The 19,317-nt window shown below is 67.4% G+C and carries 17 protein-coding genes, 2 tRNA genes and 1 pseudogene; 7 read left to right on the top strand and 13 right to left on the bottom strand.

Going from position 1 to position 19,317, the window contains the following annotated elements:
* Nucleotides 1-136 precede the first annotated feature (136 nt).
* A complete protein-coding gene (locus ACWFRF_RS14050) occupies nt 137-1,210 on the bottom strand; it encodes a GNAT family N-acetyltransferase (RefSeq protein WP_452450224.1) in 1,074 nt (357 codons plus the stop codon).
* A 180-nt stretch (nt 1,211-1,390) separates the two neighbouring features.
* Here ACWFRF_RS14050 and ACWFRF_RS14045 point away from each other — a divergent pair, with 180 nt between their 5' ends.
* On the top strand, nt 1,391-2,605 hold the full coding sequence (locus tag ACWFRF_RS14045) for a hypothetical protein (protein WP_452450222.1): 1,215 nt from the start codon (nt 1,391-1,393) through the stop codon (nt 2,603-2,605).
* Between the two features lie 74 nt (nt 2,606-2,679).
* Here the strand turns inward: ACWFRF_RS14045 and mihF are convergent, their stop codons facing one another.
* A complete protein-coding gene (gene mihF / locus ACWFRF_RS14040) occupies nt 2,680-2,994 on the bottom strand; it encodes an integration host factor, actinobacterial type (protein WP_019045768.1) in 315 nt (104 codons plus the stop codon).
* A 474-nt stretch (nt 2,995-3,468) separates the two neighbouring features.
* Here mihF and ACWFRF_RS14035 point away from each other — a divergent pair, with 474 nt between their 5' ends.
* A complete protein-coding gene (locus ACWFRF_RS14035) occupies nt 3,469-4,284 on the top strand; it encodes a hypothetical protein (protein WP_378995636.1) in 816 nt (271 codons plus the stop codon).
* A 67-nt stretch (nt 4,285-4,351) separates the two neighbouring features.
* Here ACWFRF_RS14035 and clpX read toward each other — a convergent pair whose 3' ends face one another.
* The 5 genes from clpX to ACWFRF_RS14010 all read right to left on the bottom strand — a co-directional run bounded on the left by clpX (nt 4,352) and on the right by ACWFRF_RS14010 (nt 9,397).
* Complete coding sequence (gene clpX / locus ACWFRF_RS14030; RefSeq protein WP_378629984.1) at nt 4,352-5,632, bottom strand: ATP-dependent Clp protease ATP-binding subunit ClpX; 1,281 nt, start codon at nt 5,630-5,632, stop codon at nt 4,352-4,354.
* A gap of 242 nt (nt 5,633-5,874) precedes the next feature.
* Nucleotides 5,875-6,537, bottom strand: a complete 663-nt coding sequence (locus ACWFRF_RS14025; RefSeq protein WP_378659420.1) for an ATP-dependent Clp protease proteolytic subunit — start codon at nt 6,535-6,537, stop codon at nt 5,875-5,877.
* A 43-nt stretch (nt 6,538-6,580) separates the two neighbouring features.
* A complete protein-coding gene (locus ACWFRF_RS14020) occupies nt 6,581-7,156 on the bottom strand; it encodes an ATP-dependent Clp protease proteolytic subunit (RefSeq protein WP_067456898.1) in 576 nt (191 codons plus the stop codon).
* Nucleotides 7,157-7,323: 167 nt separating this feature from the next.
* Nucleotides 7,324-8,688 carry a trigger factor gene (gene tig / locus ACWFRF_RS14015; protein WP_452450220.1) on the bottom strand — a complete coding sequence of 455 codons (1,365 nt, stop codon included), beginning with the start codon at nt 8,686-8,688 and terminating at the stop codon, nt 7,324-7,326.
* Nucleotides 8,689-8,848: 160 nt separating this feature from the next.
* Nucleotides 8,849-9,397 carry an FKBP-type peptidyl-prolyl cis-trans isomerase gene (locus ACWFRF_RS14010; RefSeq protein WP_378995631.1) on the bottom strand — a complete coding sequence of 183 codons (549 nt, stop codon included), beginning with the start codon at nt 9,395-9,397 and terminating at the stop codon, nt 8,849-8,851.
* A 162-nt stretch (nt 9,398-9,559) separates the two neighbouring features.
* Between ACWFRF_RS14010 and ACWFRF_RS14005 the strand changes: the two genes are divergently transcribed.
* The 3 genes and pseudogenes from ACWFRF_RS14005 (at nt 9,560) to ACWFRF_RS13995 (ending at nt 13,381) form a co-directional block, all read left to right on the top strand.
* Nucleotides 9,560-12,028 carry a phosphoketolase family protein gene (locus ACWFRF_RS14005; protein WP_452450218.1) on the top strand — a complete coding sequence of 823 codons (2,469 nt, stop codon included), beginning with the start codon at nt 9,560-9,562 and terminating at the stop codon, nt 12,026-12,028.
* Nucleotides 12,029-12,099: 71 nt separating this feature from the next.
* Nucleotides 12,100-12,846 (top strand): annotated as a pseudogene (locus ACWFRF_RS14000) (metallophosphoesterase); the annotation flags it as partial.
* A 175-nt stretch (nt 12,847-13,021) separates the two neighbouring features.
* On the top strand, nt 13,022-13,381 hold the full coding sequence (locus ACWFRF_RS13995; protein WP_452450216.1) for a hypothetical protein: 360 nt from the start codon (nt 13,022-13,024) through the stop codon (nt 13,379-13,381).
* A 7-nt stretch (nt 13,382-13,388) separates the two neighbouring features.
* On the opposite strand, the gene fabG is transcribed toward ACWFRF_RS13995, so the two are convergent.
* The 3 genes from fabG to ACWFRF_RS13980 all read right to left on the bottom strand — a co-directional run bounded on the left by fabG (nt 13,389) and on the right by ACWFRF_RS13980 (nt 14,372).
* Entirely contained in the window at nt 13,389-14,147 is a 759-nt protein-coding gene (gene fabG, locus ACWFRF_RS13990) for a 3-oxoacyl-ACP reductase FabG (protein ID WP_378995622.1), read from the bottom strand.
* A 35-nt stretch (nt 14,148-14,182) separates the two neighbouring features.
* Nucleotides 14,183-14,259: transfer RNA gene (locus ACWFRF_RS13985), tRNA-Pro, on the bottom strand.
* A gap of 42 nt (nt 14,260-14,301) precedes the next feature.
* Nucleotides 14,302-14,372, bottom strand: a tRNA-Gly gene (locus tag ACWFRF_RS13980).
* Between the two features lie 683 nt (nt 14,373-15,055).
* On the opposite strand from ACWFRF_RS13980, the gene ACWFRF_RS13975 reads away from it, so the two are divergent.
* Nucleotides 15,056-16,012: a GGDEF domain-containing protein gene (locus tag ACWFRF_RS13975; protein ID WP_067456742.1), complete on the top strand. Its 957-nt coding sequence runs from the start codon at nt 15,056-15,058 to the stop codon at nt 16,010-16,012.
* Between the two features lie 142 nt (nt 16,013-16,154).
* On the opposite strand, the gene ACWFRF_RS13970 is transcribed toward ACWFRF_RS13975, so the two are convergent.
* From ACWFRF_RS13970 to ACWFRF_RS13960, 3 genes are read right to left on the bottom strand one after another with little or no spacing between them, the layout of a single operon-like run.
* A complete protein-coding gene (locus tag ACWFRF_RS13970) occupies nt 16,155-16,661 on the bottom strand; it encodes an RDD family protein (RefSeq protein WP_452450214.1) in 507 nt (168 codons plus the stop codon).
* 42 nt (nt 16,662-16,703) lie between these two features.
* Nucleotides 16,704-17,507, bottom strand: a complete 804-nt coding sequence (locus ACWFRF_RS13965) for an Fpg/Nei family DNA glycosylase (protein ID WP_378995618.1) — start codon at nt 17,505-17,507, stop codon at nt 16,704-16,706.
* Nucleotides 17,508-17,511: 4 nt separating this feature from the next.
* Nucleotides 17,512-17,985 (bottom strand): ribose-5-phosphate isomerase, encoded by a 474-nt coding sequence (locus ACWFRF_RS13960; RefSeq protein WP_378995616.1) that lies wholly within the window; start codon nt 17,983-17,985, stop codon nt 17,512-17,514.
* A gap of 36 nt (nt 17,986-18,021) precedes the next feature.
* On the opposite strand from ACWFRF_RS13960, the gene ACWFRF_RS13955 reads away from it, so the two are divergent.
* Nucleotides 18,022-19,224 (top strand): M48 family metallopeptidase, encoded by a 1,203-nt coding sequence (locus ACWFRF_RS13955; RefSeq protein WP_452450212.1) that lies wholly within the window; start codon nt 18,022-18,024, stop codon nt 19,222-19,224.
* Nucleotides 19,225-19,317: the final 93 nt, after the last annotated feature.

Raw genomic sequence — 19,317 nt, 5'->3', positions numbered from 1 at the left:
GTCAGGCGCCGCGGAGATGCGACGAAGGAGCGATTCCGCGGCGCCTGACCGGCGGCCCCTCAGGGCCGCGGACACGCGCGCGCCAGCGCGCCAATAAACACAGCGTCAAACCGTCCCGGGACTACCCAACCCCTGATCAGTCACTTCTCCAACCAGCCAGGTCAGCCCCCATACAAGCCCGCGGCCATTCGTCGAGCCCATGAGCGATCTCACTGGCACGTATCGCCCGCAACCCAGGAGTTTCGTCAGCTGGCAGGATGTAGGTGAACCCGAGACGTTCGTAATACGGACCGTTCCACGGCACCTGGGTGAACGTGGTGAGCGTGATCTCGTCGAGTCCGTTGCTCTTGGACCACGCCACCGCATGGTCGATCAGCCGCTTGCCGATCCGCGCCCCCGCATGGGCCGGGTCGACGGAAACCTGATCGATATGAGGCTGCCCGTCGACCAGCCCGAGAACCAGGTAGCCGATCGGCTGATCGTCGTCGTCCGGCCACACCCACGCCCGCCCCTCGACGACGAAGGCCCGCAACACCTCTCGCGAGGGCGGCTCGTCCTCGGCGATCGCGGTCATGCCCACCTCGGCGAACGGCGCACCGGCCCGCCGCTCGATCTCCTGCAGCGCCGCGATCTCGTCCTCGCGCGCGAGCCGGGCTGGTCCACCGGCCACCGGAGTGGCGATGATCCCGTTGAGCAGCGCGCGCAGGGCCCAGCGCGCACGGATGTCACCGGCGGTGCGCTGTACGGATTCGGCGGCGATATGCCGGTAGATCAGGTCGACGGCCCAGGTCGAGGTCGCGGGATCGAGGCCGCCGTCGCGCAGGAGGGCCACCAACTGCTCGATCAGGCCGAGGGCGTGTTCGGTGGTGGGGAATCGGCCGAAGGCGACGAGCGCCAGGCCGTCGTGGCGGCCGAGAGCCTCGATCGCGGACTCGACCAGCTGGGTCACCCTGGTACGCCAGCCACCCTCGGCGGGTGCCTTGACCTGGGACAGAACGTGGTCGAGCATGCCGGTCAGCAGGTCGTCGCGATGGGCGAGGTAGACGTACAGCGACGCGGCGCCGGTGTCGAGTTCCTTGGCGACCCGGCGCATGGTGAGCGCGGCCGCGCCCTCGGTGTCGAGGATGCGCAGTCCGGTCTCGATCACGAGTTCGCGGCTCAACGGGACTTTCGCCGGTCGGGCCCGGCGACTGACGGGTGCGGCGTTCATGCGCCGATCCTACGCGGCTGACGAACATCGTTTGGTACGAACGCCGTTCGAAATTTACCTTCGGACCTTATCCCCGGGCGTCGGTCCATCTATGCTGGCGGCGGAGACCAAGGTCGCGGTCTGCCGCACAGCGGGGTCGGCCGAGGCAGCGGTGAAGGCCAGTCCGACAAGGAGGCGTTGATGCACGCGCATTCGTCCACCGTGGCCATCGTGCCGGGGACCGGGATCGTCGCTCGATTCGGCGATGTCGTCGTCTATCTGGCCGGGGAGACGCCGTCGACCGATCGGTTACTCGGTGCGGTGGAAACCGTCGCCAACAACACCGCGGCGAGCGCGCCCGGTGCGGCCCTGGCGCAGCGCCTGGCGGGCGTGGTGTTCGGCGGCGCTTCTGCCCCACCGCCTTTCGGCGTGCTCGCCCCGACCGCCGACGGGATGCTGATCCTGTTGCGCGGCGCGGTGATCGCCGAGATCTCCGGTGCGGAGGGCAACCGCCGCCTCGCCGGCGACCGGGCCTTCACCTGGGTCGACGAGATCATCCGCGAACCTGTCCGCCGGATCGCGGTCGGCGCCGAGATGGCCGACCCCACCAGCGCCAATCCCCGCACCGACCTGCGCGCGGGCATCGTCACCGGCAACGGTTTCGTGCTCAACCTGGGCCGGCGCCGCAATCCCCCACCGCGCCGGGTCGAATCCGTCGACGAGCCCGCCCCGACGGAGGCCACCGGCTTCCAAGCCCTGCGCCCACCGACCGCGCGACCCGCCGACACCAGCGACGCGCTCCCGGCCACGGCGGGATTCCCGGCGCCGACACCCGACCAACCCGCGACCTCCGGTTTCCAGCCCGACACCGGCCGACCCGACAGCGAGACGGTGAGCACGGGCAGCCGGCCGACCACCGGCGATGTCGCAGGCACCGGATCGAGCAACTCTGACGGCGTCACCGTGAGCACGGGTCCGCGCAGCTCACCCGCCGCCAACGCGCCCCGCGCCTGGTCCCAAGCACTCGATGCCGCCCAGCGCGCCGAACCGGTCGCGTTGAGCAAGGGCGCGCCGTCCCACAGTGGTTCCCGGGGCGCCCTGGTCACCGAAGACGGGCTGAGCTACCCACTGGACCGGCCCTACGTCCTCGGCCGCAACCCCTCGGGGGAAGAATCGGTTCGCGCTTCCGCGGCGACGCCGATACTGATCGAACGCGATCGGCTCGTCTCACGGGTCCATGCCTTCGTCGCCCCCGACCGTGGCAAGGTGTTCGTCCGCGAGGCCCCCGCGACCTCCGGAACCTTCTTCGCCGCCCCCGACAGCGAACGCTGGTCTCGCGTCGGCACCCTCCCGATCGAGTTGCAACCGGGATGGCGCCTGCGGATCAACGACTTCCTGCTGACCTACTGCGTGTAAATCACCTACTACGAATCACAGACCATCCCGACGCCCGTGCATCCAGCTCCACGGGCGTCGGATCGCGAATCGGCTCAGGCCTCGAGGGCGTCGAGCAGGGCCGCGCGCTGACGAGCACCCAGGCCGCCGATACGGCGATCCTCGGGAATCTCGGCCTGGTCCATCAGCTTGGCGGCCTTGACCGGACCGACGCCCGGCAGTGCCTTGATCACGGCAGCGACCTTGGTCTTCTTCACCAGGTCGTCGCTGTCGGCTTTCTTGAGCAGATCGGCGACGGTGACCTTGCCCTCCTTCACCTTGCCGATCAGTTCCGAGCGCGCCTTGCGCACGGCAGCCGCTTTGGCCAACGCCTCGGTGCGCTGTTCGGCGGTCATCGTAGGCAGTGCCATGTCTCCTCCGCTTCCACTCGTCACTCGAACATCTGATTGACGGACCGAGTAAACAGCACGAAATCGGCAGCACCAGTCCGACACACCGCGAGGATACGCCGATGAGTTTTGCTTGCCGAACCCGTCGTATTCAGTGAAGGCCCTGCAAGACGGACCAAACGGACGAAATGACGGGCGGTTCAGGAGGGCGTAACACCGCGGTGACCAGCAACGAAACATCATCAGAAGCACTTTTGCGGGATCAAGGTTCAACGGCGAACCACGGAGGATCAACGAAGCTCCTCGGCCCGGGCGCGACCCGTTCTCGAACGGTCGTCACCGTCTCCCGTTGCGCTACATCGACAGCTACACAGTTGTGCGCCAGACATTTTCAGCGCCTGCGGGTCGAGCAATTCAGGCCCGCGGGTGTCCTCTGCCCGCTCGATGCGCAACAATGACGCGACCCGGCGAACCCTTTTGCTACCTGGAGTTGCGATGCGCGAGGAACACCCGCTCGACCACGAGGTCACCGCTCTACCCGTGCGGGTGGAACGGGCCAGGCGTCGCATCGCCTATCAGTCCGACCCGGCACTGACCGACGCGCTGTCCGAAGACGAGTTGCGCGCGGAGCGCGAACTCGCCGAAAAGATCCGCACCTACGAGCGCGATCAGCGCTGGAAGCACATCAAGGCCGCCTCCTCGCACGCCGACCGCTTGCGTGACACCACCGCGGAGCTCGAGCGGGCCGAGATGTCGGACCTGATGCTGGCCCGCAAGGCCATCGCCGCGCAACGTCGCGAGTCCAACCCGCGCGCCCGCCTCGCCTCGCTCTATCAGCACCGCACCTGGTCGCTGCGGGCGCTGGCCGGCGTGGTGATCACGGGCATGCTGTGGTCGGCGGTGAACGTCCAGCACAACATCGCCCCCGGCGGACCCACCGACCCGCTCTACTGGGCCAGCTTCGGCCTGGAGGCGATGATCAGCGTGTGCCTGATCATCATCATGATCGGCACCACGCGAGTGGCCGAGTGGGGCGTGATGGGCAACCGCAACCAGGTGCTGATCGCCGAGCTGTTCCTGCTCACGCTGACCATCGCCCTCAACACCTATCCACACCTGAGCGCACAGCACTGGTACGACGCCGCTGTGCACGCGGTGGCCCCGGTGATGATCGGTGTCGCACTGCTCATCCACAATGCCGCCAGCGCCCGCTACAGCACCGCGATCGTCCGTGCCAGCGCGGAGATCCCGGCCGACGACGCCGACGATCCCCTGGCCGCGCCGAGCCTGGGTAATCCGGCCGTCACCTAGCTTCCACCGACGCACAGCGAAGGGCCCCTCCGGATCAGATCCGAAGGGGCCCTTTGCCGTTGGTTTGTTACGCCGACTTCTCGCGACGCTCCGGACGCTGCGCCTTGCGCGGCACGATCGTCGGGAGGACGTTGTCGATGACGGTGTCAGCGTTCACGACCACCTTGGCGACGTCGTCACGGCCGGGGATGTCGTACATCACCGGCAGCAGGACCTCTTCCATGATGGCGCGCAGGCCGCGAGCACCGGTGCCGCGCAGGATCGCCTGATCGGCGATCGCTTCGAGGGCGTCGGCGGTGAACTCGAGGTCGACGCCGTCCATCTCGAACAGGCGAACGTACTGCTTGACCAGTGCGTTCTTCGGCTCGGAGAGAATAGTGACCAGCGATTCCTTGTCCAGGTTCGTCACCGAGGCGACGATCGGCAGGCGGCCGATGAACTCGGGGATCAGACCGAACTTGATCAGATCCTCGGGCATCACGTCGGCGAAGTGGTCGTCGGTGTCGACCTCGGCCTTGGAGCGCACCTCGGCGCCGAAGCCGATGCCGCGGTGACCGGTGCGGTCGGAGATGATCTTCTCCAGGCCCGCGAACGCGCCCGCCACGATGAACAGCACGTTGGTGGTGTCGATCTGGATGAACTCCTGGTGCGGGTGCTTGCGACCGCCCTGCGGCGGCACACTCGCCTGGGTGCCCTCCAGAATCTTCAGCAGCGCCTGCTGCACGCCCTCGCCCGACACATCGCGGGTGATCGACGGGTTCTCGCTCTTGCGCGCGATCTTGTCGACCTCGTCGATGTAGATGATGCCGGTCTCGGCGCGCTTGACGTCGTAGTCGGCGGCCTGGATCAGCTTCAGCAGGATGTTCTCGACATCCTCACCCACATAGCCAGCCTCGGTGAGCGCGGTGGCATCGGCGATGGCGAACGGCACGTTCAGCATCTTGGCCAGGGTCTGCGCGAGGTAGGTCTTGCCGCAACCGGTGGGGCCGAGCATCAGGATGTTCGACTTCATCAGCTCGACGGCCTCACCGCGGCTGTCGCGGCCCTTGTCGCCCGCCTGAATGCGCTTGTAGTGGTTGTAGACCGCGACGGCGAGGGTCCGCTTGGCGGTGTCCTGGCCGATCACGTAGTTCTCGAGGAAATCCCGGATCTCCGAAGGCTTGGGCAACTCGTCGAGCTTCACTTCGCTCGACTCGGCCAGCTCTTCTTCGATGATCTCGTTGCACAGGTCGATGCACTCGTCGCAGATATACACCCCAGGGCCCGCGATGAGCTTCTTGACCTGCTTCTGGCTCTTTCCGCAGAACGAGCACTTCAGCAGATCGCCGCCGTCTCCGATGCGCGCCATCTCGTAGGTCCCTACTTCCTTGTCCGAGTGCGACCGTCGTCCCCCGATTGGGCCGGAAATACGTCTCGGTGCCGTCAATCAGAGCAATGGTCCCTGAGTCGACCGTACCTGGTGTGCGCGAGACAGGTCGACAACTCGCGCATGTTCGATGTGAAGGGTTGTGCGGGTCCTCACCATTGTGAGCCACCGCGGCTGAAAAAGCCGGGCCCGCCGCCCAGATCAGGACAGCGGGCCCGGGCGTGTCACTTCTGTCCGCTGAGCTTCCGGTAATCGAAGACCTGGTCGATGATGCCGTATTCCTTGGCTTCCTCGGCGGTCAGGATCTTGTCACGGTCGGTGTCCTTGCGCACCTGCTCCTCGGGCTTGCCGGTGTGGCGCGAGATGGTGACTTCCATCAGGCGACGCATCCGCTCGATCTCGGCCGCGGCGATCTCGAGGTCGGACACCTGGCCCTGCACACCGCCGGAGGACGGCTGGTGGATCAGGATGCGCGCGTTGGGCAGCGCGGCGCGCTTGCCGGGAGCGCCCGCGGCCAGCAGCACCGCGGCGGCCGAGGCCGCCTGACCCAGGCAGACCGTCACCACGTCGGGGCGCACGTACTGCATGGTGTCGTAGATCGCCATCAGCGCGGTGAACGAACCACCGGGCGAGTTGATGTACATGGTGATGTCGCGGTCGGGGTCCTGGGACTCCAGCACCAGCAGCTGCGCCATGATGTCGTTCGCGGACACGTCGTCGACCTGGTTGCCCAGGAAGATGATGCGCTCTTCGAACAGCTTGTTGTACGGGTCGGAAGTCTTGACGCCGAACGAAGTCTGCTCGGTGAACTGCGGCAGGATGTAGCGCGACTGCGGCAGGCTCGCACCGGAGCCGTGGCCGGCGCGCGGGTCGAAGAGGTTGGCCATCTTTATCTCCAAGCTTGTCTCGAGTGAGGGGGGACGGCGGCGGTTACTTCGCCTGGTTCGCGTGCGTGACCACGTGGTCGATGAAGCCGTATTCCAGGGCTTCCTTCGCCGTGAACCAGCGGTCGCGGTCCGCGTCCTCGGTCACCTGCTCCACCGACTTGCCGGTGTGCAGCGACTGCAGTTCGTTGAGCTCACGCTTGGTGTGGGCGAACTGCTCGGCCATGATCGCGATATCGGCCGCCGAACCACCGATGCCCGCCGACGGCTGGTGCATCATGATCCGGGTGTGTGGCAGCGCGAAACGCTTGCCCTTGGTGCCCGCGGTGAGCAGGAACTGTCCCATCGATGCGGCCAGACCCATCGCGACGGTCTTGATGTCGCACTCGGCGAACTGCATCGTGTCGTAGATGGCCATGCCCGCGGTGACCGAGCCACCGGGCGAGTTGATGTAGAGCGCGATGTCCTTCGTCGCGTCCTCGGCCGAGAGCAGCAGGATCTGCGCGCAGATCTTGTTCGCGATCTCATCGTCGACCTGGGTGCCCAGGAAGATGATGCGCTCGCGAAGCAGCCGTTCGTATACGGAATCACTGAGGTTGAGTCCAGCGGTAGCGGCTGTCATGACCCCTGCCTGGTTGATCGTCACGGATACCTGCCTTCTCTTCTCACCGATTGCTACGGCCATACGAATACGGTTCGTCGTCACAAACACTAACGAAGGAGGGCGGCGCCGAACTCCCGGCACCGCCCTTCTTCGCTCACAGCGCAATCAAATCACGCCGCCGAAACCTACTCGGCAGCGGCTTCGTCCAGCTCGATTTCAGCGGATTCCGCAGGGTCACCGAACATTTCGGTGGTGTCGACCACATTGCCCTCGGAGTCGGTGACCTTCACCTGACCGACAACTCCGGCCAGCGCCTTGCCGCGTCGCACGTCGGCGAAGACCGCGCCCAGCTGGCCCGCCTGCTGCACCTGCTGGATGAACTGCTCCGGCGACATGCCGTAACGCTGCGCCTGGAACAGGATTCGCTCGGTCAGCTCCTGCTGGCCGACCTGCGTGTTCTCGGCCTCGGCGATGGCGTCGAGCAGCAGCTGGGTCTTCACCGACTTCTCGGCGGCTTCCTGGGTGTCCTTGTCGAACTCCTCGCGGGAGGAGCCCTGCGCCTCGAGCGCCTCGGCCAGCTTGGCCTCGTCGTGGTCGAAACCGTGGACGGCGTCGTGGACCACGGCGTCGACCTCGGCCTTGACGACGGCCTCGGGCAGCGGGACCTCGACGGTCTCGAGCAGGGTGTCGAGCACCTTGTCACGGATGGAACCGGCCTGCTCGACCTTCTTGACGCGCTCGACGCGGCCCTTCAGGTCTTCCTTGAGCTCGTCGATGGTGTCGAACTCGCTGGCCAGCTGGGCGAACTCGTCGTCGGCCTCGGGCAGCTCGCGCTCCTTGACCGACTGCACGGTCACGGTGATCACGGCTTCCTTGCCCGCGTGGTCGCCCGCCACCAGGGTGGAGGTGAACTCGGCGGACTCGCCGGCCTTCAGGCCGATGACGGCCTCGTCGAGGCCCTCGATCAGCTGACCCGAACCGACCTCGTGCGACAGCCCGGTGGTGGCCGCCTCGGGGACGTCGACACCGTCGACGGTGGCCGACAGGTCGATCGACACGAAGTCGCCATCGGCCACGGCACGCTCGACACCGGTGAGGGTGCCGAAGCGCTGACGCAGCGAGGTGAGCTGCTCCTCGATGTCGTCGTCACCGATGGTGAAGGAATCGACGGTCACCTCGATGCCCGAGTAGTCGGGCAGGGCGATCTCGGGGCGCACGTCGACCTCGGCGGTGAACGCCAGCTCTTCGCCGTCTTCGATCTTGGTGATCTCGATCTCGGGCTGGCCGATGACCTTGACCTCCGAGGTCTGGATGGCCTCGGCGTACTTGTTCGGCAGTGCGTCGTTGACGACCTGCTCGAGCACGGCGCCACGGCCGACACGGGTCTCGATCAGCTTGGCCGGAGCCTTGCCGGGACGGAAGCCGGGGATCTTGACCTGCTGCGCCAGCGCCTTGTAGGCCTTGTCGAAGTCGGGCTTCAGCTCCTCGAAGGGCACCTCGACGTTGATCCGGACCCGGGTCGGGCTCAGCTGCTCGACGGTGCTCTTCACGGACATACTCCTTGGTTCGTAGTTCATGGTGGTGTCCCCACAGGGGGCGACGCGCCATAGTCAGGCACGGCTAAGCCAGGTGCGGCGCACAATGCGCATCCCGACCAGGGTAGTTGACCGCCTGCGCGGTCGCGCAATCGGTGTTTGGTTGAGGGTGCCGCTAGCGGCCGACCTGCACGGCGTCGGTCACGAAGACCAACGTCTCGTTCGGCGGCACACCGTTGCCGCCCTCGCCGTAGCCGAGGTTCGGCGGCACGATCAACAGCCTGCGCGTGCCCTGCTGCACGCCGATCAGCCCCTCGTCCCAGCCCTGGATGACCTGGCCCGCGCCGAGGGTGAGCCCGAACGGCTTACCACGCTGGAAGGAGCTGTCGAGTACCTGCTTGTCCGACCAGGTGACCAGCTCGTAGTTCATCGTCAGCGGCTGGCCGGCCACCGCGCCCGGCCCGGTGCCCACCACCAGGTCCTTGGTGATCAGAGTCTTGGGCGGGTCACAGCTGTCGGGGATGGTGATCTTGGGCGCCTCGCCGTAACCGCCGCTGACTTTCACGTCGTCGGCGGTGCATTCGCGACCTGTGCTCGCGGAGCTCCCGCCGGCCGCGCTCGAGCTCGGCGCGCTGCTCGAATCCGTGTCGGAGCCGCAGGCCGCTGTCGTGATCGCGGCGGCCGCGACGAGTCCGATTCCGATGATCCTGCCGAGAGAATGCATGGCCCGCAGAGTAATCGACCGCCGTTGCGGCGTCGGGAACCGGCACGACGGTAGGCTCGGCGGTGCGTTTCTCCACCGGTGTCGCCGGTCCTCGATCGGCGCCCGTGCAGGCCCCCGCGGCGCGGACGGCGCCGTGACCTCATCGAGTTCGAGGAGTCCGCGATGACCGAAACCACCGTGGGCGACACCGCGGCGGACAATGTGGGAGACGGTCAGGGCGAGACCATCGCCCCGAAGCCCTACGTCCTCACCGACGCGCCCGGTCCGCTCTCGCGCGAGGAACTCGTCGCCGTCGACGCGTGGTGGCGGGCGTCGAACTATCTCGCGGTCGGCCAGATCTATCTGATGAGCAATCCGCTGCTACGCACCCCGCTGGTCCCCGACGACATCAAGCCGCGCCTGCTCGGCCACTTCGGCACCGTGCCCGGCCTGAATCTGGTGTGGGCCCACGCCAATCGGGTGATCCGGGACCGCGGCCTGAACGCGGTCTATGTCGCGGGCCCCGGTCACGGCGGCCCCGGCCCCAACGCCTGCGCGTGGCTGGAGGACGCCTACGCCCAGCTCGAGCCGGACATCCCCCGCGACGTCGGCGGCATGCGCCGATTCTTCCATCGGTTCTCCTTCCCCGGCGGTGTGCCGAGCCACTGCGCGCCGGAGACGCCGGGGTCGTTCCACGAGGGCGGTGAGCTCGGCTACTCGCTGCTGCACGCCTACGGCGCCGCCCTGGACAACCCTGATCTTGTCGTGTTCTGCGTAGTCGGTGACGGCGAAGCCGAGACCGGTCCGCTGGCGGGCAGCTGGCACGCGAACAAATTCCTCAACGCGGGGCGCGATGGCGCGGTGGTGCCGATCCTGGCGCTCAACGAGTACAAGATCGCCAATCCGACGATCCTCGCCCGCGTTCCCGAGGAAGAACTGATCGAGCTGCTCCGTGGCTACGGCTACGAACCGCTGATCGTCTCCGGCAACGACCCCGCACCGGTCCACCAGGCGATGGCCGCCGCGATGAACACCTGCATGGACCGGATCGCGCAGTTCCAGCGGGCGGCCCGCGAGGACGGGGACACGAAACGTCCGCGCTGGCCGATGATCGTGATGCACACGCCGAAGGGCTGGACCTGTCCCCCGGTGGTCGACGGCCAACGGGTGGAGGGCACGTTCCGCGCCCATCAGGTGCCGCTGCCGAACGCGCGTACCGACTCCGAGCACCGGCGGGTGCTGGAGCTGTGGTTGCGGTCGTATCGGCCGGAGGAACTGTTCGGCCGGGACGGGTCGCCGGTACCGGCCCTGCTCCAGCAGGTGCCCGCGAATCCGATGAGTCTGAACCCGGTTGCCAACGGCGGCTTGCTGATTCGCGATCTCGATCTACCCGACTGGCGCGACTACTGCGTGGACGTCGTGTCGCCAGGTGCGGGTGAGCACGAGGCCACCCGGGTCCTCGGCGGCTGGCTGCGCGATGTCACCGCCCGCAATCCGCACAACTTCCTCACCTTCGCCCCCGACGAACTGGTCAGCAATCGGTTGCAGGACATTCTCGAGGTGACCGGACGCGACTGGCAGGAGGAAGTCGGGCGCTGGGACGTGGATCTGTCGACGGTCGGGCGCGCGGTCGAAGTGCTGTCGGAGCACATGTGCGAGGGCCTGCTGGAGGGTTATCTGCTGACCGGCCGCCACGGCGTCTTCACCTGCTACGAGGCGTTCATCCACATCGTCGACGCCATGTTCAATCAGCACGCCAAATGGCTCGATGCCAGCTCGGCGGTGCCGTGGCGGCGCAAGATCCCCAGCCTGAACTACCTGCTCACCTCGCATGTGTGGCGTCAGGACCACAACGGGTTCACCCATCAGGATCCCGGTTTCCTCGACGTGGTGGCGAACAAGAGCCCCGATATCGTGCGCGTGTATCTGCCGCCGGATGCCAATACCCTGCTGTCGACCTACGACCACTGCCTGCGATCGCTGCACTACGCGAACGTGGTCGTGGCGGGCAAACAGCCGGGGCCGGACTGGCTTTCGGCCGAGGAGGCCGGGCTGCACTGCACTCGCGGCCTCGGAATCTGGGAGTGGGCGTGTCACAACGACGACCCCGGCACCACGCCCGATGTCGTGCTCGGATGCGCGGGCGATGTGCCGACCCTGGAAACTCTGGCCGCGGTGGCGATCCTCCGGGATCGGCTACCGGACCTGCGGATTCGGTTCGTCAATGTCGTCGACCTGATGCGCATGCTGCCCGCGGGCGAGCACCCGCACGGCCTGCCCGACGCCGAGTTCGACGCCCTGTTCACCACCGACCGCCCGGTGATCTTCGCCTTCCACGGCTACCCGTGGCTGGTGCACCGGCTCACCTACAGCCGCACCAACCACGCCAACCTGCACGTGCGCGGTTACAAGGAGAAGGGCACCACCACCACGCCCTTCGACATGGTGATGCTCAACGATCTGGACCGCTTCCATCTGGTGCTCGACGTGATCGACCGTGTTCCGGGGCTGCGCGAGCGGGCCGCGGGTCTGCGCCAGGAGATCGTCGACGCCCGGTTGATCGCGCGCCGCTGGACCCGCGAACAGGGCGCCGATATCCCGGTCGTGGCCGATTGGGTCTGGCCCGACTCGGCGATTCCCACCGCGCGGTAACACGGTTGCGGCGCGGGCCCGCCCTGCACGACGATGGAAGGGATATGACCGAATCCCGCCGCACCGAGCTCCTCCCCCGCGATCGCCGCGATCTGACCGGACCGTTCGACGTGATCGGCGACGTCCACGGCTGCCGCTCCGAATTGGAGACCCTGCTCGGCGAACTCGGCTACGTCCTGGACCGTGACAACCGCGGCCGCCCGATCGGCGCCGCCCACCCGGGCGAGCGCACCGTGGTCTTCGTCGGCGACCTCGTCGACCGGGGCCCCGACACACCCGGGGTGCTGCGCCTGGTGATGGGGATGGTGGCCGCGAGGACCGCCCTGTGCGTCACCGGCAACCACGATCACAAGCTGATGCGCGCCCTCGACGGCCGCAATGTCCGCATCGCGCACGGCCTCGAACAGTCGCTGTCCCAACTGGCCGACGAAGACCTCGAATTCCGTACGGCCGCACACGCTTTCCTCGGCACCCTGCCGAGCCACTACCTCCTCGACGGCGGCGCGCTGGTCGTGGCCCACGCGGGTCTGCCCGAGAGCCTGCACGGCAGCACGTCGGGCCGAGCCCGCTCCTTCGCCCTCTACGGCGCCCCCACCGGTGAGCTCGACGAACACGGCTATCCCGTCCGCTACGACTGGGCCAAGGACTATCGGGGCGCCCCCACGGTCCTCTACGGCCACACGCCGGTCCACACCTTGACCTGGGTCAACAACACCCTCTGCCTGGACACCGGCGCCGTCTTCGGCGGCACCCTCTCCGCCCTGCGCTACCCCGAGATGACCACGATCTCCGTCCCCGCCGAGCAGGTCTGGAGCGAACGCGCGGGCATCACGCCCGTGCCCGACTGAGCCTGTCGACGCGACACCGCAACGCCGGGCGCCGGGACCCGTCGCCGAATCGTCAACGTCGAACCCGGGTGTGACGTGCGGATTTCCCACCTGATGGGCCTACCATCAGCAGCGGACGACCCGACTCATCGACGAGGAGAGGTTCATGCGCCGTACATTTCTCGCTCTGTCCGTATTCGCTCCGCTCATGGTCAGCGGTGTCGCGAGCGCCGATCCAGCACCGCAGGGGACGGGGACGCTGACGGCGTGGACGTTCACCGGACGGGAGCCGGTTCCGGTGAACCGGGCCGATATCGAGGTGACGCCGTGCGAGGCGAAAAAGGTGGTCGCGACGCTGGTCAGCGGGGCCGACGGGCGCGCCACGGTGGCGCTGCCCGCGGGGTGTTACGAGGCGAAGGTGGTGACGGTGCCCGGCGGCTGCGGGTTGGCCGTCACCGAGCCGGTGCGGGTCACCGTGGCCGCGGGTACGGAGGCGCGGGCGGACTTCCGGTTCGGCTGCGCCTGACCGACGTTCAGTCCTTCGGGCCACCGGCCACGTAGATGACCTGGCCCGAGACGAAGCCGGCGCCCTCGCTCACGAAGAACGCGGCGGTGTTGGCGATGTCTTCGGGCGTGCCGACCCGGTTCACCGGGATCTGCGCGGCCGCAGCGGCCTTGAAGGCCTCGAAGTCCGCGCCGACCCGGGCGGCGGTGGCCGCGGTCATCTCGGTTTCGATGAAGCCGGGCGCGATCGCGTTGGCGGTGACGCCGAATTTGCCGAGTTCGAAGGCGAGGGTCTTGGTGAACCCCTGCATGCCCGCCTTGGCCGCGGCGTAGTTGGCCTGGCCGCGGTTGCCGAGTGCCGAGGTGCTCGACAGGTTGACGATGCGACCGAACTTGGCCTCGACCATGTACTTCTGCACGGCGCGGGTCATCAGGAAGGCACCGCGCAGGTGCACGTTCATGACGGTGTCCCAGTCGTCGACCGACATCTTGAACAGCAGGTTGTCGCGCAGCACGCCCGCGTTGTTGACCAGCACGGTCGGCGCGCCGAGCTCGGTGGCGATCCGCTCCACCGCGGCGGCGACGGCCGCTTCGTCGGCCACGTCGGCACCCACCGCGAGGGCGGCGCCCCCGGCGGCCTCGATGGCGGCGACGGTGCCCGCGCAGGCGGCTTCGTCGAGATCGAGGACGGCGACGGCGTATCCGTCGGCGGCGAGCTTCGTGGCCACTGCGGCGCCGATGCCACGGGCGGCTCCGGTGACGATCGCGACCTTGCGTTGCGTGGGCATCCGTCTCCTACAAGCCTGAGCTGGGCGAATGGTGATGGTCGGGGTGACAGGATTTGAACCTGCGACCCTCCGCTCCCAAAGCGGATGCGCTACCAAGCTGCGCTACACCCCGATACCTCACCGGCGAGAGCACCGTGGAGGCAATACATGTTTGAGCGGGTGACGGGAATCGAACCCGCACCATCAGCTTGGAAGGCTGAGGTTCTACCATTGAACTACACCCGCAGGCATACGACATCGATGGGATCGCCACGATGTCGTGTGCGCCACGACTGTACCGAACCCCGCGCGAAAAATGCCAATCCGGCCCCTGCCTGCCCGATTGATGCGTGTCGGCCGCCGGTGTACCCCACTCCCCACGCGACCAACCCTCGCCATGCCCGATTAGGGCCTAATGACCCTATCCCCGAAACCCCCTCCCGGCGACGATGGTTGATGCGCCCATGGGGACCGGCGCCTGCTCCACCGGGGGATTAAATAGGAGAATTTTCCTTAAAAACCCGGCACGTGGGCGGCGAGTAGGCCACCATGAGAATGCGCGTGACGACTACTGCCACATCGTCACGACTCGCACCCCGTGCCAGGAGGGACCCATGGCGACGCAACGTCCACCGCCCAGCGGAGGGCATCACGCTGTATGTTTCGGCTCACGAAATTTCTTTTCGGGAAATATGTAACGCCGGAGACGCTGCAGCGATGTCATACCCGATCGCCATTCGCGAGAGACCAGAGAACGCGTTGCAGAACGTGACTTTTCGGTCTCGGGTGGCTTGCTAGGATCCTTTTTGCCGGACGGGGGTATCTGGAAAGGGGGCGGTGAGCGTGTGCCGAACTCGGTGGACCCAACCGCGTAGCAGTGCGAATGATCGAGGTGGCAAGTTCGTCGCCACCTACCGCCGGTGATGTCGATGACTGTCCACATCGAGCCACCGGTCGCCGCGATGGCCCGCGCCTGGGCCCGCGCGGTATGCGCCGAACCGGGCTCTTCCACGGCGCCGCACCAGTTGGAGCCGGTGCTCGTCGACATCGTCGAGCGGCTGCTGCACCTGGCTCGGACCGAACCGTTCCCGGTTCCACAGGCGCGCAAGCTCGGCGCGCGGTTGGCCGAGGCGCCGTTCGAACGCACCAGGATGCTGGCCCACGCCAGTCGCTGGCTGCTCGGCTTCCCCTCGGGGGTTCCGGGTTCGCTGGTGGCGACCCGCTGGCCGCTGGTGGCCAGCCAGGCCATCGACAGCTACGCACAGGCTCTGCAGGAACGCGCTCTGGCGCAACAGGAACAGAACATCTCGGCGAAAGTGTCACTGCGCGTACAGGAGATCGCCGCGCTGCAGCACCGCTTGCGCCACGAGGCGACCCACGACGCCCTCACCGATCTCGCGAACCGCACGCTGCTGCAAGAACGGGTACGCGCGTTCGCCGCCGACCCGAGCCGCGGTGTCGGTGTGCTGGTGGTGGACCTGGACCGCTTCAAACAGATCAACGACGGCTACGGACACGCGATCGGCGACGAGGTACTGGTCGAACTGGCCAACCGCTTGCGTGAGGTGTGCCCGCCCGACACGGTGATCTGCCGATACGGCGGCGACGAGTTCGTGGTGGCGGCCAACCCCCGCCGCGACACCCTCGGCGAGTTGGCGCACCTCGTGGTCGCCGCACTGCGCGACCCGGTGTGGTCGAGCGCGGGCCCCGTGCCGGTTTCGGCCAGCGTGGGCACCGCGTTCTGTCCACCGGGAAAGACGTGCGATTTCACCGACCTGCTGCGTCGCGCCGACCGCGCGATGTACTCGGCGAAATCGGCGGGCGGGCGGCGTTTCGCGCTCGCTGAATCGGGCGACCCCGAACTGGGAACGGCGGTCGCCGGCTGAGTCGGATCGCGAAGCCTGCACTTCGCGTTCCGGCTCAGCCGATTTCGACCGGATCGAGTCGTGACATCACGGGAGTCCGTGCTCGGCATCGGGGGCACCGACTGGTTACGGCGCGTCGACGGCCCGCATCGTGGCCGTGCGCTCAGTGTTCGAGATAGGTGACCGCAGCCTGGCCGGGGGTGTCGACCGCTACGGCAGACCGATCCTCGGTGGTGTCGCATCTGCGCACCACGACGATCAGTGGCGCGCACTGAGCGACGCCGCCGAGCCGAAAAACGGTGCGGTGCTGCCGGAATGCTCGCCACATGTCACGTGCGCTCGGACCGAGGCCATCCGTGCCGCGGATCCATCTCAGGCCCATCAGAAGTTGACCGGCGGTCGCGCCGAAGACACTCGGCAGCACCGTGGCGTTGATCACCAGCAGGACCACCAGCAAGATCATGGACCCGAACATCACCGGGGCCTGGTCATCCATGTCGAGGATCCAGTCGTGACCGACGAGCAGCACAACAGCAACGAACGCGACCGCGAGCACACCGTAGGGAAGCACGATGTCGGCGAGGTTGGCCGCTACGTTGCGCAACTTGCGCGGTGACGGGTAGCGCGGATCACCATCGGCGCCATGATATTCCGGCCCGGGTTGCGTCATCCGATCATGCTCGCACACCGGCGGGAATCACACCGGCGGTTGTCAGCGGGGCTGGCAGGTGGGGCACCAGAAGAGGTTTCGGGCTTCCATGACCTTGTGCGCGATGGGAGTGGCGCAGACTCGGCAGGGTTCGCCCTGGCGGCGGTAGACGTAGGTGCGGGGGCGGTCTTTGGTGTAAGACGGTGCGCCGGTGTCGTGTTCGGGCCGGACCACGTGCATGCGGCCGGTGGTGACGCCGATCGGCATGAGGTCGACCAGGTCGGCCCAGAGCGCGTCCCATTCGGTGGGGGTGATCGAGGTGCCGGGGCGGAAAGGCGAGATGCCGTGGCGGAAAAGGACTTCCGCGCGGTAGACGTTGCCGACACCGGCGATCAGGGCTTGGTCCATCAGCAGTGCGCCGATCGCCCTGCGGGAGCGCCGAATTCGCGCGCCCGCTCGTTCGTGGTCGGCGTCGGCGCGCAACGGATCGGCGCCGAGGCGTGCGGTGAGCGCGTCCACCTCGGGCGGCATCAGCACTTCACACGCCGTGGGCCCGCGCAGATCGGTGCCGAAATCCGTTGCGGCCCCCAGCATTCGCATACGCACCTGCCCGACCGGCGCCGTCATCGGCAACTCGGCCTCGCTGAAAGTGCCGTACAGCCCGAGATGCACATGCACCGTCGATCCGGACGCATAGTGATGCAGCAGATGCTTCCCATAGGCCTCGGCCCGCTCCAGCACCTGCCCGTCCACCAGCGCGGCGCCTTCGGCGAACCGCCCCTGCGGACTCGAAACCCGCACCACCCCACCGGAGAACCGCTGCTGATGCAGGTCGGCGATCCGGTGGAGGGTATGTCCTTCCGGCACTACGTCAGTACGCGGGGATTTCGGGGGCGATGCCGGTCTTCTCGTAGTCGGCGAGAATATCGATGCGACGCTGGTGACGCGCCTCGTCCGACCACGCGGCCGCGAGGAACGCGTCGACGATGGCCAGCGCATCGGCGGTGGAGTGCATGCGGCCGCCGATGCCGATCAGGTTGGCGTTGTTGTGTTCGCGGGCCAGCACCGCGGTTTCGACGCTCCAGGCCAGGGCGCAGCGAGCGCCGGCGACCTTGTTGGCGGCGATCTGCTCGCCGTTGCCGCTGCCACCGAAGACCAGGCCGAGCGAGCCCGGATCGGCGACGGTGCGTCGGGCCGCCTCGATGCAGAAGGCGGGGTAGTCGTCGAGAGCGTCGTATTCGAGGGCGCCGCAGTCGACGACCTCCACTCCGGCCTCCTGCAGATGAGCCTTGACGTGATTCTTCAGTTCGAAACCGGCATGGTCGGCACCCAGGTAAACGCGCATGGCTGCGATTGTCGCAGGCCCGCTTAGAGTCGTTTCATGCACCCGCACGAACCGCATTCCCCGCATTCGGCAGGTTCCCCGCCGGAGCACACCGGACACCAGCCCGACCGAACACCGTCACTGGACAAGGACACAGCGCCGCCCTCGCCGTGGGCCCAGCCCGATCCACGGACGGGCGGATTTCCCGCGCAGGACATCCCACCTCAGCCGCAGGCCGGCCCCTATCCGCCGATCGCGCCCGGCCAGTACGCCCCTGGCTACTACCCGCCGAGCGGTCCGCCCGCACCGCCGCAGCACCGACCGCGCGGACTCATGCCGTGGGATCGTCCCGCCCGGCATCCGTGGGAGATCCCGCTGCTGATCGTCGTCATCATGATCACCGCGGTCGCGTACCTGCTCGCGCTCGCGCTCATGACGGTCGAGCTGTTCGCCGATCCCATCGTCGACGAGCACGGTGTGGAGCAGACCAGTTCGATCGTCACCAGTCCGTATGTGCTGCTGCTGTTGTTCGCGCCGGTGCTGCTGTGGGCGGGTCGTGGTCTGAATCTCGCGACCCAGCGCGTGAACGGGGTGAAGATGTCGCCCACCCAGTTCCCCGAGGGGTACCGGATGGTGCAGGAGGCGGCGGCGCGATTCGGGATGTACAAGGCGCCGGACGCCTACGTCATCCTGGGCAACGGCCAGATCAACGCGTTCGCCGCGGGCCACGGGTTCCGCCGGTTCGTCGTGGTCTACAGCGACCTGTTCGAAATCGGCGGCGCGGCGCGTGAGCCCGACGGACTCGCGTTCATCATCGGGCATGAAGTCGGCCATATCGCCGCTGGTCACGTCTCCTATTGGCGCCAGCTGGGCATGTTCGTCGCACCGTGGCTGCCGATACTCGGGTCGTCGCTGATCCGTGCCCAGGAGTACACCGCCGACAATCACGGCTTCTGTTTCCGGCCGCACGGCGCGTCCACCGCGATGGCGACGCTCGCCGCGGGCAAGTACCTCAACACCGATGTCGGTGTCGACGAGATGGCCGACCGTGCCGCGCTCGACCGGGGTGGTTTCATCTGGCTGGTCAACGCGATGGCCAGCCACCCGGTGCTCACCTGGCGGATGTGGGCGCTGCGCGATCGCAGCAGGCCGGGCCCGATGTTCTGGCGTCCGAGTGCGCCGCGTCCCGGCATGATCCCGCCGCACGGCGGGTATCCGCTGAATTCGACGCCGCCCGCGTTGCCGCCGAAGCCGGTCTGATCGGTCGGGGGGGGGCCCGGGGGGGGCCCCCCCCCCCCCGGAAGTGTTTTTAGTGAGGGACCCCCCGAGCACCCACGGCCGCCCAGCCAAAAA

This window comes from Nocardia sp. NPDC055165 (assembly GCF_053606985.1).
Note: the sequence above shows the minus strand (reverse complement) of the source record. Positions and strands in the feature narration are given on the sequence as shown.

Bases quoted from the DNA above. Each gene is read 5' to 3' on its own strand.
- ACWFRF_RS14050 (WP_452450224.1), bottom strand. From the start codon at position 1,210: ATGAACGCCGCACCCGTCAGTCGCCGGGCCCGACCGGCGAAAGTCCCG.
- ACWFRF_RS14045 (WP_452450222.1), top strand. From the start codon at position 1,391: ATGCACGCGCATTCGTCCACCGTGGCCATCGTGCCGGGGACCGGGATC.
- mihF (WP_019045768.1), bottom strand. From the start codon at position 2,994: ATGGCACTGCCTACGATGACCGCCGAACAGCGCACCGAGGCGTTGGCC.
- ACWFRF_RS14035 (WP_378995636.1), top strand. From the start codon at position 3,469: ATGCGCGAGGAACACCCGCTCGACCACGAGGTCACCGCTCTACCCGTG.
- clpX (WP_378629984.1), bottom strand. From the start codon at position 5,632: ATGGCGCGCATCGGAGACGGCGGCGATCTGCTGAAGTGCTCGTTCTGC.
- ACWFRF_RS14025 (WP_378659420.1), bottom strand. From the start codon at position 6,537: ATGGCCAACCTCTTCGACCCGCGCGCCGGCCACGGCTCCGGTGCGAGC.
- ACWFRF_RS14020 (WP_067456898.1), bottom strand. From the start codon at position 7,156: ATGACAGCCGCTACCGCTGGACTCAACCTCAGTGATTCCGTATACGAA.
- ACWFRF_RS14010 (WP_378995631.1), bottom strand. From the start codon at position 9,397: ATGCATTCTCTCGGCAGGATCATCGGAATCGGACTCGTCGCGGCCGCC.
- ACWFRF_RS14005 (WP_452450218.1), top strand. From the start codon at position 9,560: ATGACCGAAACCACCGTGGGCGACACCGCGGCGGACAATGTGGGAGAC.
- ACWFRF_RS13995 (WP_452450216.1), top strand. From the start codon at position 13,022: ATGCGCCGTACATTTCTCGCTCTGTCCGTATTCGCTCCGCTCATGGTC.
- fabG (WP_378995622.1), bottom strand. From the start codon at position 14,147: ATGCCCACGCAACGCAAGGTCGCGATCGTCACCGGAGCCGCCCGTGGC.
- ACWFRF_RS13975 (WP_067456742.1), top strand. From the start codon at position 15,056: ATGACTGTCCACATCGAGCCACCGGTCGCCGCGATGGCCCGCGCCTGG.
- ACWFRF_RS13970 (WP_452450214.1), bottom strand. From the start codon at position 16,661: ATGACGCAACCCGGGCCGGAATATCATGGCGCCGATGGTGATCCGCGC.
- ACWFRF_RS13960 (WP_378995616.1), bottom strand. From the start codon at position 17,985: ATGCGCGTTTACCTGGGTGCCGACCATGCCGGTTTCGAACTGAAGAAT.
- ACWFRF_RS13955 (WP_452450212.1), top strand. From the start codon at position 18,022: ATGCACCCGCACGAACCGCATTCCCCGCATTCGGCAGGTTCCCCGCCG.